This is a genomic window from Candidatus Cloacimonas sp. (assembly GCA_035403355.1).
Taxonomy (GTDB): domain Bacteria; phylum Cloacimonadota; class Cloacimonadia; order Cloacimonadales; family Cloacimonadaceae; genus Cloacimonas.
Genome location: DAONFA010000003.1, coordinates 57,697 through 73,356 on the forward strand (window position 1 = coordinate 57,697; position 15,660 = coordinate 73,356).

General features: G+C 37.4%; 11 protein-coding genes and 1 tRNA gene. 9 read left to right on the plus strand and 3 right to left on the minus strand.

Annotation, left to right across the window (positions count from 1 at the left end; genetic code table 11):
- Nucleotides 1–56 precede the first annotated feature (56 nt).
- Nucleotides 57–2,195, plus strand: coding sequence for a FlgD immunoglobulin-like domain containing protein (locus PLE33_01575; GenBank protein HPS59938.1), 2,139 nt, complete (start codon nucleotides 57–59; stop codon nucleotides 2,193–2,195).
- Nucleotides 2,196–3,249: 1,054 nt separating this feature from the next.
- Here PLE33_01575 and PLE33_01580 read toward each other — a convergent pair.
- A complete protein-coding gene (locus PLE33_01580) occupies nucleotides 3,250–3,807 on the minus strand; it encodes a hypothetical protein (protein HPS59939.1) in 558 nt (185 codons plus the stop codon).
- Nucleotides 3,800–4,909 carry an AAA family ATPase gene (locus PLE33_01585; protein HPS59940.1) on the minus strand — a complete coding sequence of 370 codons (1,110 nt, stop codon included), beginning with the start codon at nucleotides 4,907–4,909 and terminating at the stop codon, nucleotides 3,800–3,802. Before PLE33_01585 ends, PLE33_01580 begins: the two co-directional genes overlap by 8 nt.
- A 251-nt stretch (nucleotides 4,910–5,160) precedes the next feature.
- On the opposite strand from PLE33_01585, the gene PLE33_01590 reads away from it, so the two are divergent.
- The 6 genes from PLE33_01590 (at nucleotide 5,161) to PLE33_01615 (ending at nucleotide 11,969) form a co-directional block, all read left to right on the plus strand.
- Nucleotides 5,161–5,247, plus strand: a tRNA-Leu gene (locus PLE33_01590).
- A gap of 196 nt (nucleotides 5,248–5,443) precedes the next feature.
- Entirely contained in the window at nucleotides 5,444–6,469 is a 1,026-nt protein-coding gene (locus tag PLE33_01595; protein HPS59941.1) for a PorV/PorQ family protein, read from the plus strand.
- Between the two features lie 65 nt (nucleotides 6,470–6,534).
- Complete coding sequence (locus PLE33_01600; GenBank protein ID HPS59942.1) at nucleotides 6,535–9,675, plus strand: T9SS type A sorting domain-containing protein; 3,141 nt, start codon at nucleotides 6,535–6,537, stop codon at nucleotides 9,673–9,675.
- Between the two features lie 20 nt (nucleotides 9,676–9,695).
- On the plus strand, nucleotides 9,696–10,664 hold the full coding sequence (locus tag PLE33_01605; protein ID HPS59943.1) for a hypothetical protein: 969 nt from the start codon (nucleotides 9,696–9,698) through the stop codon (nucleotides 10,662–10,664).
- A complete protein-coding gene (locus PLE33_01610) occupies nucleotides 10,652–11,311 on the plus strand; it encodes a hypothetical protein (protein ID HPS59944.1) in 660 nt (219 codons plus the stop codon). Before PLE33_01605 ends, PLE33_01610 begins: the two co-directional genes overlap by 13 nt.
- 10 nt (nucleotides 11,312–11,321) lie before the next feature.
- A complete protein-coding gene (locus PLE33_01615; GenBank protein HPS59945.1) occupies nucleotides 11,322–11,969 on the plus strand; it encodes a hypothetical protein in 648 nt (215 codons plus the stop codon).
- 162 nt (nucleotides 11,970–12,131) lie between these two features.
- Here PLE33_01615 and PLE33_01620 read toward each other — a convergent pair whose 3' ends face one another.
- Entirely contained in the window at nucleotides 12,132–12,614 is a 483-nt protein-coding gene (locus PLE33_01620) for a flavin reductase family protein (protein ID HPS59946.1), read from the minus strand.
- A gap of 490 nt (nucleotides 12,615–13,104) precedes the next feature.
- On the opposite strand from PLE33_01620, the gene PLE33_01625 reads away from it, so the two are divergent.
- Together PLE33_01625 and ybeY are read left to right on the plus strand one after the other, a co-directional pair.
- A complete protein-coding gene (locus tag PLE33_01625) occupies nucleotides 13,105–15,201 on the plus strand; it encodes an HDIG domain-containing protein (protein ID HPS59947.1) in 2,097 nt (698 codons plus the stop codon).
- Nucleotides 15,194–15,658, plus strand: coding sequence for an rRNA maturation RNase YbeY (gene ybeY, locus PLE33_01630; GenBank protein ID HPS59948.1), 465 nt, complete (start codon nucleotides 15,194–15,196; stop codon nucleotides 15,656–15,658). The genes PLE33_01625 and ybeY overlap by 8 nt, the downstream gene beginning before the upstream one ends.
- The last annotated feature ends 2 nt before the right edge of the window (nucleotides 15,659–15,660 follow it).

The window sequence follows — 15,660 nt, forward strand, 5'->3', positions numbered from 1 at the left end:
TATTGAATACATCCTTATTTTACATATTAATTACATATACAATAAGAGGTTATATTATGTCTAACAGCAAATATACAAAAGCAAAGATGCACAGTATTAAACGGGTGGTGATTTTGGCACTTCTTGCCTTGGTTGCCACAAATTTATTCTGCTATAATTCAGGAGATTATCGCACTAAATGGAGCGGTAATTTTGAAGATATAAGTTTATGGGAGTGTTATAATGGTCTCGGTTGGATTAATGCCACCCAACTTCCCTCTTCACCTTTTGCCAATACACTCTATATAAACACTCAAAACATAGCTATGCATACTTCTATGATTATTAAGGGCGGCCTGGTTATAACCGGAACTTTACAATTATATTCTGGAATTGAAGTAACAATCAATAAAGATGCTAATTGCGAAATCGGAGCTATTCAAATATATAGCGCTTCAAAACTAATAAATAATAGTGAAATAAAAACCGCTAATGCCAATTCATCAATCACTGTAATGGATGGTGGAACTCTTGAAAACAATGGTCTTTTTTCTGCTTCCACTGCAAACCAAACTTGCCAGGTTACAGTAAATTCCAACGGCAAAATCAACTTTGGCAGTCAAGGTTCAATAACCGGGAAGAGTTCTTTTAAAGCAAATTACGGGAGCACTATAGCTACTTCTAATCCGCAAGGTTTGGATGGTTCTTTATCTTGTAGCGGAACAATTAGCTATAATAGTCCATACCTTATTTTCAATGGTTCAGAACCTCAAATAACCGGAATTAAGCTACCGGAACAGGTTTTAGGTATAGATTTCAATAATCCTGCCGGCATAAGCTTAAGCAAGAATATAAAACTTGTAAATACTGCTTTGGTTCATAGCGGAACCACTCTCTCTTTTGGTATGTTTGTTATTGATGAAGCATGGTATGGTTCAGGAACCTTTTCTATGGAAGATAGTTCTTCAATAGCTACAGCTAATCCCGACGGCTTTTCTTCAACCGGTAAAACCGGCAGTGTGCAAGTAGGCACAAGAAATTATAACAGCAACGGCAATTATATTTTTAACGGCACTGTTCATCAACAAACCGGGAATTTTAATCCTACACCCACTTCCTATACTGTAAATGATATTATTTTTGATAATCCCGCAGGGGTTACTTTAACCAATCCAATTACAGTTGTTTCTACTATGGAACTTCTGGAGGGAGATATCAATTATGAAATTATTCCTCAAGGTATAGATGGTTTTTATAGTCCCGATGTAAAGAAAACTGTTATTTCCAAAAACGGCACTCTGATGTATAATTTTTTGTCGGATTTACAACCCTTTCAGAATAATGGTGAGTTTATTAGGCTAAAATGGTATCTTAAAGGAAATTTCAACGGTTCTAAAAAAGTAACCTTTAACTGGAACGAAGAGAATGATAATTACTGCAACTGGAGTGTTCATAATTTCCCTAAAGTTTACCTATCAAACAGTAATGAACCGCTAATTTCTATTTGGAATCCTGCTCATCCCAGAGAGATTTCCTTTATTGCACATAGTTTTCCCAATGCCAAAGAAGATTTATATTACTATATAGGCAAAGGAACAGATGATACGCTACCGGTAACTTTAAGTTCATTAACTGCTACCCAAATTGGAAGTTCCACAGTTAAAATTACTTGGGCAACTCAATCTGAAACAAATATTAGAGGATATTATATTTACCGTTCCCCACAGGCAGATTTAAATACAGCCATAAACCTCAATTACCTTATTTCAGCAACGAATTCTTCCCAATTACAAATATACACTTATAAAGACCAGGTTCCTGCTAATAATATTTACTATTACTGGCTGGAAGTTGTTGATTACGATGGATATAATTCATTTTACGGACCGTCTATTGTAGAAGTAAATGATAATGGAAATCAAACACCTTCCACACCTGTTAAGGCAGGATTCTATTCATCTTCTCCCAATCCTTTTGATTCGCAAACTAAAATTTTCTATGGCATTCCCTCAAAATCCCCTGTTTTAATGCAAGTTTACAATATAAAGGGGCAAAAAATAAGAACCCTTGTGAATGAGACCAAGGATACAGGTAATTTTGATCTTTTCTGGGATGGTAGAGATGAAAATGGAAATTTGTTGGCCAATGGAAATTATATCTTACATCTTGCTGCTGCAGGAAATTCTTGGACAAAAAAAATTACTATCTTACACTAATACAATATTATACTCCGGTATAACTTTTGCCTTCCTTAATAGTTTCACCAACTAAATGCTCACCTGTTACGGATGCCGTCCTCAATGGGTAGGTAAGGTGTCAGTAGTTAATTTAGGAAAGAATTAAATAATTACCTTTTTTCACGATGCAAGCGGCAGAAGGTTTTGACTTACAATTTTCACCTGCCTTCAATGTAATCACACCTCACCTTCTTTTCTCACTTCCGACTATTCTACTACTGGTTTCCAAACCGAAAAATTGTGAGTTAAAACAGAAAGTATGCGTCCTTACAACCAAACAATCAAGCAACCTCTTTAAACTGTATAGATAAACAACCCTTCAAAGCGATAAAACCAAATAACCCGAAATCTGACATAATAGCTGGCAAAATAAACCTTAATCCATACCTTATTTGAAAAAAAAGAGTCGGCGCTTTCTCATTTTACCGAAATAAACCACTAAATCAACACACGGTTTGCCATTAGCAAATTGACTACAAATCACTGCCAAAGAGAACCCTGAATTTTCTCAATAACTCTCCGATATGACTCCCGTATCGTTCTCGTATCGCAATATGGGAACGATACGGGAATCTCATTAGCTGCATAGCACAAAAAAACAGGAATTGATAAACAAATATCTTGGGAAGGGAAAAAGAATAATCATTGCTGATAGTGAGTTATCGCATTATGGTGTTGTTGTTCTATGCTGTGTAAATAGAGGGTGATTGATAGTTGGGTTGGAAGGGTGTGTGCTTTTTGTTTTAACTCACAATTTTCCGGTTTGGAAACAAGCTACAGAGCGGTTGTAAGTGAACTAAAAGTGTGGGGTGTAGTTACATTGAAGGCAGGTGAAAATTGTAAGTCAAAACATCCTGCCGGTTGCATCGTGAATTTTACGAGAAACTTACACCACCATTGTTATCATTGGGTTGGCCTAAAGGTTTTTTGTCAGAGGGTAAAGAGCATAAAGTTGATACTACCCTGTTTTAAAATGGGGAAAACGGAAATCTTCATTAAGGGTCATTATCCATAATAATCAGTTTTAAACATACTAATGTGCAAACCTGAAATTATAAATTCTATTTCTATATTCTTTACAAGCTGAATGTAGTGAAGGTGGAGCATCCTGATTAAGTCCATTACCTTTACACATTGTAACAAGATTATCTATTGCAGATTGGCATTCACTTTCAAATTTCAGCTTAGGATATACTGTTTCTTCATCAACTGTTTCTCCATTTAAATAGTGTATCCAGGTCTCTATATTTCTGGTCGGAACTATTATGGCTACGGCATCATTATTACTTCGAACTTGAACTCCCTTTTCCCGGCATATATTATTAAATTGAGTAATTCTTGCTTCAACACCTTTTGTGTCTCCATCAATAATAGCTATGAAAGCATTAGTAGATTGCTTAGAACGATAGATATTTAATTCTTCAACGAACTTTTCTCTAACCCATTGTTCTCCTGAACCTTTTCCAGCAGAGTTTATTCTAAAAAATAACTGTCTATAATCCCAACCCAAACCTTTGAGAAATCTTCTGGCAAAACATTCTTGTTGTTTATCTTCACAACATATAACTAAGCTTACTTTCCTTTTACTCATTTTCCCAACCCCGGGCAATTAATTCTGATAATTTTAAACTATCTTCAAACCTGTTAAAGATTTTTTTTACTCTTGCAGGACCCAGTGGCTCTCTAACTATCAGACGGCTTTTTTCCACTCCAAAATAATCAATCAGTTCAGGATGATGACTGATAATTATAATTTGGGGTATCGTAACTCCACAAACATCACTAAGTTCCATAAGCCAGGGTTGAATTTCCGCAAGTGCTACATAATTTTCCGGTTCATCCATCATCAAAGTATTACCCATATCTTGTAAACATACTAACAATGTATGTAAGATGAGCAAAACTTTTTGCCCATCGGAAAGCCGATCAAAATCAAAAAATAGGGTCTTATCTTTTTTATTTTCACTCCGAAAGCCAACTTGCAAGATACGATGTTTACCTGCTAATTCCAATTTTAAGGAATCAAATCCATAGATAGAATTCCGTAGATAAGTTATCAAATCATACATTTTATCCTGATGCTCTTGAGAAAAATAACGATACCAGGAAACAAAATTCTTCCCATCCCTAAATAACTGTGAGGATTCATCTTCAGAAACAGAATGGATGGCTTTCGGTTCCAGATTTAAAATAAATAACTTGTTTATCCAGTCCTTGAACCAAGTTAATTTTGTATTATCCTGCCTGGGGACAACCATAGAAAGTCCTGAGAACATCCAATCAAAAGAAATGACCGCTCCTTCCTTAAAATAATCATTGTATAAATGAATATCACCTTTTTCAAAAGAGAAGATTACTTTATGATCATAATGAAGCGTTTCCCGTTCAACGCGTAATTTCCCTAACTCCCTTTGATGAGAAATGACTAAACGATATATATAAATTCCTCCGTTACCCTCAACTTGGAGCTCAAATGTTTGCTCATTGGAATCAAGCCAAGCGGTTAAATCCTCAGGAAAAAAGACCTCATAGACCTTTGCATTATCTATTATTAACCTTCTTAAGTTATACAGAATATCAAATATACTTGTTTTACCCCCGCCATTGGGACCAAGTAATAAAGTTAAACTATCAAATTCAATCTCAAAATTGACTAAACAGCGATAATTATTAACCCAAAGTTTAGTTAGCATTTTATACTCCTTACTTAAGCAATTCATAAATCTGAATCCTGATATACAATTATCTTTCAAACCAACTAATTAAGTTAAGTATTTATGTCAAAGCAATTCTCTACTCTCAAGCTAACGCCAATTGGATAACTTTGCTTTTTGCGGTTGATGGCTTATATTGTTATTAAAGATAAAATGTTCCGAAGAAAGCAAAAATGCCTTTTTACTTGACAGGGAAACAGTGATTGATTTTGTGGCAAAATAAAGAGAGTGCCGAAGTGGTGAAACTGGTAGACGCAGTGGACTCAAAATCCACCGGGCATTAGCTCATGCCGGTTCGATTCCGGCCTTCGGCACCATCGTTAACTTTGAGGAGCGAAGACCTTTTATTTGCTATGGGGACTAAGTCCTAATAATGTAGTTGACTGTAGAAGAGGCATAATCTAAACTGATATTTATTTCCCGCAGATTAGATTATATGAATTCATATCATATACTTCGGTTGATCTTTATATGCAACCTGAAACTTATTATACAAAACCCTGTGGAGGTATAATGTTCAAGCGCCACATAATAGTGTTCAGCATTTTGCTGATGCTAATTCTACCTTATGCCTTGTCTGGAATTTCTCAGGCAACAATGTTATTCTTAACTTTTGAGCCCGGAGCTCGTGCCAATGCTATGGGACGTGCTTATTCTGCCATAGCTGATGATGCTTATGCTATGTGGTGGAATCCCGGAGCTGCAGCTTTTAACAAAAATACACAAATAGCTGCAACTCACATCCCTTGGTTACAAGGTTCCGGAATTGATGATATCTTCTATGAATATTTGGGATTCAATAATTATTTTTATGGTATTGGTAACATCAATGCTCATGTAATCTGGTTGGATGCTGGAACTCAGCCACAAACCAGTTCCCAGGATGTAAATTTAGGTGATTTTCACACTTATGAAGTTGCCGGAGCTTTAGGTTATGGCTATGAAGTAGTCCCTGAAAAAATTGGTATCGGGGGCAATTTTAAGCTATTGTATTCTTATCTGGGACCCGGCACTGGTTTAACTGAAACGGAAGGTTCTGCTTTCAGCTTTGCTTTTGATGCCGGAGTTTTGTTCAAAGATGTGGCTGTAGATAATTTTAATGCTTCAGTTGTTATCCAGAATATCGGACCCAATATTACTTATGTGGATAAAGATCAATCAGACCCTGCTCCTATGACTTTCAGAGCCGGGCTTGGCTATACAGTTTTTGACAATCCGATGGGACGCTTAATCACTACTGCCGAAATGAGTAAAATTCTGGCAAACGATGATCCTTTGTATGAAAGGTTTATTACCGGATGGAAGTATTTTGACGAAACCATTTATGGAGTTGGGGCAGAATATACTTACTTGAATCTGATTGCTTTACGCGGCGGTTATTATTCCGATCAAGCGGGTGAAGTTGAAGGTGCCAGTTTTGGCGTTGGAGTGCATTACAAATTCAGCAATCGTTATAAGCTGGGATTTGATTTTGCTATGGTTCCTGCAGGAGGATTAACAAATTATAACAAGATCTTCTCTCTGGGGTTTGAGTTTTAATAACGGAAGAATAATGTCCTCCTTGCACCATAGAGGATAAGGAACACTAACTTCACCTAAATAAGATGAAAAAGAATATATTACTGATATTATGTGTCCTGGTGGCAGCTATTTTACCAGGACAAAAAATGGTATTGCGTAACAGCCAACAATACCATAAACTTATTGATCATCCATATCAAAATAAGCTAATTCAGCATAATTCCAAACAGGATTTAACTAAAAGGGATAATGCAAACTATGATCGTTTATTGGTTATTCTGGTAGATTTTGCTTTAGAAGAAACCGATGATACCAATACTACCGGTAACGGAAAATTTCAATTGCAACCAGATTCCACCTATATTTATTCTGTTGGTGCTCCACCCCATAACAGAGAATATTTTGAGGCAAATCTGGAAGCATTGAAATATTATTATTTAGCTGTTTCTGCAAGCGATTATACTCTTAATTACGATGTTTATCCTAAAAATAAACCTGCCTATACTTTACCTAAAAGTTTAGGTTACTATAATCCTCCGGGAGCAAGTTCCGAATTATTTGTAAGCCGGATGGAAGAATATTTCAAAACAGCTTTGGAAACTGCTGACAGCACAGACCAGGAGATAGATTTTTCCAGTTATGGACATTATATGATAATACATTCCGGTTCGGACTGGCAACATGATATTATGGGAGATACACCATCAGACCTGCCCTCTTTTTTTATAAAAGTAGGTGACGGCAAAGAAGCGGTTGTAGATAATGGAGCAGTGCTTATTTCCCATTGCTGTAATGTTCCGGAAACAATATCACAGGATTTTTATGATAATGTAGAAAACGGAATTACAATTCATAATGGTTATGGTGCCTTAAATGCTGTGATAGCTCACGAATTCAGTCACTCTTTGGGGACGGTGGATTTGTATAATGTTTACAATTCTTCTCCGATGGTTGGTGTGTTTGATATTATGGATAGTGGTGGTTCCGGTATTCTGGTTGCGGAAATGGAAAATGGTGATTTGGTTTATGTGGAAGGTGCCTTGCCAACTTTGCCCGGAGCTTTTTCCCGCAATTTGATGTTTCGTGATAGTTACCTGGAGCGTGGTCTATTAAAAGAATTTCCTAATTTTGCTACAATGACTGAACTATCCTTAAGCGCTATTAGTGCTCTGCAAAATGATAATGCTTCCGTTCCTCATACATACAAAATTCCCCTAAATTCCAAAGAATATATTTTAGTGGAAAACCGCAATGTTGACCCTGATGGAGATGGAGGCACAGCTGTCTTTGGGGCTTTGGATGGACGCGTTATTCTGTATCCTACTCCTTTTGACGATATCTCTCCCCCACCTCCAACTTACGAATATGACTATCTTTTACCTTCATTTATCAAAACGGATGGTTCGGCAATTGGAGGCGGTATTCTTGTTTGGCATATCAATGAAGCTATCTTGTATGATGAAGGGCAAACCGATAGCGATGGTAATTGGGTTAGTAATTTTGATGCGAATACTGTAAATACCGGTTTTTACCATAAAGGGGTTTCCGTAATTGAAGCTGACGGGCTAACAGACCTGGGTAGTGACTATTCTATGTATTGGACGGGAACACCTTATGAATATTTTCATTCCCGTAAACCGGTTCTTGATACAAACGGCTTATTTATAAACTGGAGTCAGGAACCTTGGAAACCTGAACTTACTGCAACTACAAAACCACCTCTGGTAGATAGTTTCAATGTCCCGGGGTTGTATCATTTAAAGGAAATCGGCAATCCTGCGAAAAAAATGAGTTTCAAGGTAGAAAGCGGTGATTTTGACAGCACTCAGATTTTAGATTTTGCTGCCAATCTTATTCTTACCGGACCTATCATCAACACCAGTTTTGAGGAAACTAATCTTCCTGTTGTTATCGGTAGTTCTATACATCTAATTAGCTATAATGAGACAGATAACGAATGGCAGGATATGATGGGTGAATTTAGCACACATTCTCACTTATCGGATTATCCTTTGCAAAAAACAGACCTCAATAACGATGGTTATAACGAACTTGTTACTGTTAACGGCAATTATTTGTTTTTTACGGATTGGGCAAATGATTCACCTGCCTATCATCACATTTCCTTTCCTGATACTATTACAACTACCCCCTTATCTATAACTAATACTTTAATTGTAACTACAAAAGATTGTATTTACTCCGTAAAAAACTTCAGCATTCAGGATTATATCAGTTTACCTGGAACTATATGTATTGCGGGTTATGACAATAATGTTATAATATTAAAAAAGGACTATCTATATACTTTGGCATTAGATAACCTGGAAATAGCCAATGAATTTATCCTGCCTGAACCTTGTGGCAATATTGAACCGCTGATTTATACAAACCCGGATAAGAGCATTGCAATGATTTTTGTAATGGCAAATAGCGGAAATTTATACCGGATATATAATAACCGTCTGGAATTAATCTTTGCTAATCATACCAATGAAATTCCGGGGCAACTTGCCTGTTCCGCTTTGGGAGATATTTCTCCGGTTTTGTTCTTTGGGCTTGGTAATAAACTTTATGCCCTAAAAGCGGATGGAACAAAGTTAACTCACTTTCCGGTTATTTCTCCGCAGACAGTTTCTACCAGCAAAAGCCCAATCGCTTTAAAAAACGATACTGCTGAGATTCTGTATTATCCTATCCAGGATGAAGGTTATTTGGCAATAGATAAAACAGGCAACATAATTCCTGAGCTGTGTTTATCCGTAAATAACGATGCAAAGAATGATTATCTGTATTACCAGCCGGAACAGCAAATCCTATCCTGGTATTATCCTGAAAATAACGGAAAGCTGTTTATTCACAGTAAACAGAATATTGCCTGTAACCCTATCCTTTTTGCCGGTTACAGAAATGCAGAAAGCGGATGTGTCACTTTTGACTTCCAAGATGAAAATATCGGTTCAGCGGATAAATTTGCCTATATCTATCCAAATCCCGTACGCAAACAATATTTTAAATTAAACCTCCAGAATTATTTTGGAGACACCAAACTATGTCTTTATGATATCAGCGGAACCTTAGTAAAAAAGATGTTGATTCCTGATACCCAAAATAACCCGCGGGATTATGAATTAAGCACTAAAGGTCTCAGTTCCGGGGTTTACATTATGGTTCTGGAAAATAACGATTCCACTAAACGCCTGAAATTTGCAGTGGAGAAATGATTTTTTTTAGGGAGTTAGCAATGAAGAAATTTATGCTGCTTATTTTTATTGCCGGCTTTGGCTTATACCTCTTCTGCCAGGAAAAACCTAAAACCGACATTGACCAATGGCTCAATCAAACAGAAGAAGAACCACAGAATGCAATGCGTGATTCCATTGTTACTAACGATTTAATAAAACAAAACTACAACCGGAAAAGTGCTCAATTGGCTATGGTTATGTCTATGCTGGTTCCTGGTGCAGGTCAATTTTATGCCAATAAAACCGTTCTTACAACCTATATTTTCCCGGTTTTGGAAATCGGGCTGATTGGCGGACTGGTGTATTTCAACAACGAAGGCAAAGATAAAACCGATAAATACGAAAAATATGCCAATGGAGAAAAGATAACCTATACCACTGCAGATGGAGAAAAAATAACCGAATACCGTTATGACAGGGCTCGTCAGAATAGGGTTCAAGCTATTCTAATCAATGTTAATACAGTGGATATTTATGATGAGAGCTATTTCCGTCTGGACGCCTCAAATACCCAACATTTTTATGAAGATATTGGTAAATACCCTCAATATGTTTTTGGCTGGATGGATTGGTATTATCGTTTTGCTACCGATGCCTCAGGAAATCCTGTATCTCCAAGTTGGCAATTTGACGGACCCTTGGATAGCCCTCAGACACATTGGATTGGTAATTATCCTACCGACGGAACTAATCCCGGAACGCCTGTTTCTATTGACTCCCCCGAAATGAGCAGTATGCGTCAGACCTATATTAGAATGCGTAACGACGCCAAAGATTCTTACAGCGTGGCTCAACTTTTTACTTTAGGTTTGGCATTCAATCATTTAGCTGCAGGACTTGATGCCGTTAGGGTTACCCGTAATTTTAACCGTTATTATATTTCCCAAACCGTTCCTTCCTTAAATTTTTATGCTGCAATGCCTTCCGGAAATGTTACACCGATGTTGGGGGTGAAGTGGAATTTTTAAAACGGAAGACCTGGCTTTTAATTACAGTCCTGTTATGGGGAATAATTCCTCTCTTTGCCTTACCTAAAATTATCTATCCTGTTTCTTCCTTAATTTTGCCGGGAACGGGAGAATTACTTTTAGGGCATAACACCCGGGGTGCCACTTTGCTGGGTGCGGATTTAGTAAATATTTATGTTTTTATCGCTACGGATAAGGAAATTGAGATGCAGAAAAAGAACTATATGCAATTTGCCGAACTTTATGCCGGCGTGCCTTATGGAATGCCCAATGACCTCTATCAGGCAGTGCAAGATTATCCCAATAGCGATTATTACAACAATATTCAGGAAATGATGGCTCGCAACTATTATCTAATCTATAATTATGATCCGAATGCTTATACTGAATACATTGCTGCTAATACTTATCAAGGCAATGAAGAATGGAATTGGCAAAGCGAAGAAAAATGGCAGGAATATAAACACATCCGCAAAAGGTATCAAACGGTAAAAATGAACAATCAGCTTGCCCTGGGTTTAATGCTATTGAATAGATGTGTTAGCGTAATTGACAGTTCCATTTTATCCAAGAAAAAACACGGAGAGCTTTATTTTGCTCCTTTACCTGCCAACGGAGCAATGCTGAATTATCGGATTGAATTTTAGGAGTAACAATTTGAAACGCCTGGGCATAATTCTTTTAGCCATCTTTCTTTTCCCGATGCTATGTGCACAAAGCAGAGCAGTTACCACCTTAAAATCTTTAGCTATCCCCGGCTGGTCACAAATAAGTTCCGGTAAAGATTACGGCTATGCAATGCTAACTGCAGAAGTATTAATAATTGGTTCCATTTATTATTATAACAGTGAAAGCGAAGTGCTAAAACAGGATTCTTATGAATACGCCGTTAAGTTTGCTCATCTGAATCCCGATGGTTATAATGATGATTTTTATAAACAATTAGCCCGTTATGAAAGTAGCGGTTTTGATGCCGGGGGCTATAATAATTGGGTGCGTCAAACGGCTATGGAATTGTATCCGGATAATCCTGAATTACAGCAACAATATATTGACGAAAATGCTTATGGAACAGATAAATATTGGTATTGGGATAGTTCCAATCACAGAAGCGAATATAACAAAATCCGGAATCGGAGTATGGACTACGATGATTATGCTCTGGTTGCCGGAGGGGTTTTAATTTTAAACCATTTAATAAGTACTATAGATGCTTTAAGGATAACGGCTCCCAATAAAAAAGCCGGGGTATCTTTTAATTTACAAAATAAAACGCCAATTCTGCAGATTAATTATCATTGGTAAAACGGGTTTACTCTTTGGGGATTTTAGCCAAGGGTAAATAGTTTGTCATTATTACAAGGGGCTTACCCACCATCGCTATACTATATCACCCTAAAGAGCTTTAAAGTAGTTCAACCATCTCAAACTTCAAAACCTTCTCAACCTTTCCGATGGTGATATTGTTTACAGTCCTTCCTGATACCAGAAAAGTTTCTCTTCGGGATTTTGCCAGCTGTAATGCACTTTGCCAATATATATTGTATGGTCTCCACTCAATATTTGGGACACAACTTCGCATTCAAAACAAGCGACGGCATCTTTCAAAACAGGAAGTTTATGCAGTTTTCCGGAAATGAATTCTACATTATTTTCAGCGAATTTATCCATATCCCTGCCTGAATTGGAACCGCAAAAAGTTAGCAACGGTTTCATTTTTAGAGAGGGAAATACCAGATTAAAATATCTGTTGGCTTCCAAACATTCATAAGAATATCTGGTTTTCCCGATAGAAATTGCAAACATCGGGGGCTGCAGAGAAGTGCGCATAAACCATTCAATCGTAATTAAATTATAACCGCCGGCAGGTTTTTGCGTAACAACCAGGGCAACTTTTGCAGGAAGATGAATTTTACCGTAACTAACAGGTAGCTCTGAGAGCTGAATCATTGTTTCTCCTCAATTCATAAGTCGTTATAGATAATATAGCGTAAAATCGGTTGAAAACAAAGAGAAACAGAGGATAATTTTTTTCTCAGCCAAGAAGAAAAAAAGGGCTTTTAGCGGAGGGCGGAGAGCGGAGGGCGAAGAGCAGAGGGCAGAGGGCGGAGAGCGGAGGGCCAAGGGCTATAAGGTATCTCAATTCTCAATTCTCAAATAAATCTCTTTTTCTCTTTCTCTCTTTGTTTAAATATCCTCTTTTTCTTATATATATTTACAATATGGACTGGCTATAAGTTGTTCAACGAAAAATGGATAACTGCTTGTCTCAGAGCCGTTTCTTTAAAGACGCTTTAACACTGCTTTAACAATTCCTTAACGAAATTAATTCAGCGTTAAAGGGTCGTTAAGGAGTCATTAAGCCAACAAGAAAGAGGAGAATCGGCAATTGTAAAAAAAGGCACTTGACAGAGAAGGTATCTTGTAAAAAAGATAAAATATGAATTCTAAATATATACTTTACTGTGTTGCAGCGGCTATAATTATAGTTGGTATTTACCAGATAGTTGCCATCGGAAGAGTTAATTATCCGGAATATAATCTGAAGGAAGGTCAGGTTTCGGAAGTGGAAATTATTGCTCCCTTTGATTTCCCTGTTTTGAAATCACCTCAGGAACTTGCTGAAGAAAAGGAGGAGGTTCTTTCCCGGGTAAATAAACCCTACGAGCTATCGGATGAGCCATTATTTGCTGCCGTTAGTGCTCTGGATAATATCTATTCTATATTATGCACAATCCAGCCGACAATGGATGGGGAAAAAATTGCTTCCGAACTGAAACGCGGTGGCTATTCTTTTTCTTCCGAAGCACTTGCGTTTGCTACGCATTCAAATGACCGCGATAAAATTTACGAATCGCTGCGTCGCGAACTGGGCATTTTATATAAACAAGGTATTTACGAATCTATTACCGAGGATAGTATCCTGGTTTTGCAAAATGGCAACCCGGTAAAAAGAGCAAGCAAAGAGTTTCTTTCTTTGGCTATGGCGCAAACTACTCTGCAAAGCAAATTCCCCGAAGCAGAGACCTTTGTAACTGAATTTGCGGAACAATATCTAAAACCCAATTTGCTGGTTAATGAAGAAAAACTGAATGAAATAAACAATAATTCTTTACAAACGGTTCAGCCAAGCGAAGGAATGGTACTAAAAAACGAAGTAATCGTGCGAAAAAACTCTCGGGTTACCGGCGATGATGTTCGTAAGCTGGAATCGTTGCAGGAAGCATACCGTCGCCAAAAAATCCGCAAATCCCCGTTAGAAGAAATGTTTTTATCTTTGGGTTTGCTGCTGTTCATCTTTGTGGTTATCTTTCTGGCAAATCATTATTACGGAGTGCAGAGTAAAGAAGCAAAAATTCCGGTGGCGGATTTCTTACCGGTAAATTTAGGATTCCTATTGCTGGTAATCTTTACGGTGCTGAGTAATTTCGTTCTTTCCTTAAGCAATTTGATAATTCCTTTTGCAATGATTGCCATCGCGGGAGCTATTCTGGTTAATTTTGAATTCGGTTTACTTTATAGCGTTTGCAATATATTGGTAATCAGTCCGTTTTTAAGCTGGGAAACATTCACTCCGGTGTTGATGTTATTATCCACCGTTATGTGTTTATTGATTCTAAAAAGACAGAATGCCTGGCACGAATATTTGATGATTTGGTTATATTTAATTATCTCCTTAGCGGTGGTAACTTTATGCCTTGGAATTTACAAGCGGGATACATTTATAACGATATTGCGTAACCTGGGCTATGATTTCATTTCCGCTTCCTTAAGCGTTACGGGTATTTTGTTGATTGTTCCCTTTTATGAAAAAAAGTGGAATAGAGCCACTAAGCAGACCCTTTTGGAACTGCTGGATTTTAATCATCCATTGCTAAAACAACTGGCAACCGAGGCAGTTGGAACTTATCATCATTCTTTGGTAGTGGGAAATTTGGCAGAACACGCGGCAGAAGCGATTGGAGCCAATCCTCTATTAGCCAGAGTTGGCAGTTATTATCACGATATCGGCAAAGTTATCAATCCTGAGATATTTACGGAAAATAATGAGGATTCCGGAGATATTCATTCTCAAATGGAACCGGAAGAAAGCGCTCAATTAATTCGTAATCATGTTACGGAAGGCATTACCTTAGCCAAAAAATATAAAATTCCTCAGCCGGTAATTGATATTATTATGGAACATCACGGAGATTCCATTATCCGCTATTTCTATGAAAAAGCACATCAAGAAGGCAAAGAACTGGATAAAGATGCCTATCGCTATCCGGGTCCCCGACCGCGAACAAAAGAAGCTGCCATCGTAATGCTGGCAGATATTGTAGAATCCACTACCAAAGCCAAAGAAATTGAAAATGAAGAGGATATTGCCAAAATTATAGACACTACGATTCACTATTTGCTACAAGAAAAGCAATTTGATGATGCTCCTCTTTCTATGCAAGACCTGAAAAAAGTGAAGCAAAGTTTTATTCCCGTTTTAGATAGCATCTATCGTAAACGGTTAGATTATCCGGAACCTCAAAAAGATGAATAACTTGAATATTATTGGCGAAGCAATTATCCCGGAATCCACGCAGGAAAAAATAGCAGAGCTTATCTGTGGACAGGAAGACCCGGAACATTGCTATCAGATTTGTGTAAAAACGGTTGATAGCGAAACTATGAAACACTATAATAAACAGTATCGGGGATTAAATGAAACCACCGATATCTTAAGTTTTATCACTGCAGATTTACCTGTTAGCGACCTGGATTTAGACATTGAGGAAGATGAATTTTACGCCAAACCTGTGCGTATTTGTGATATTGTTATTGACATAAAACAGCTTTTCCTGCAAAAGGGAAAAAGAACTATGGAAGAAGAATATCGCGCGGTCTTAATTCACGGTCTGTTACATCTGGTTGGATATGACCATATTAAAAGCGCGGATGCAGAAAAAATGAAGAAGCAAGAAGAATATTATTTAGAACTTACAGAAGGTAAAATTTAACT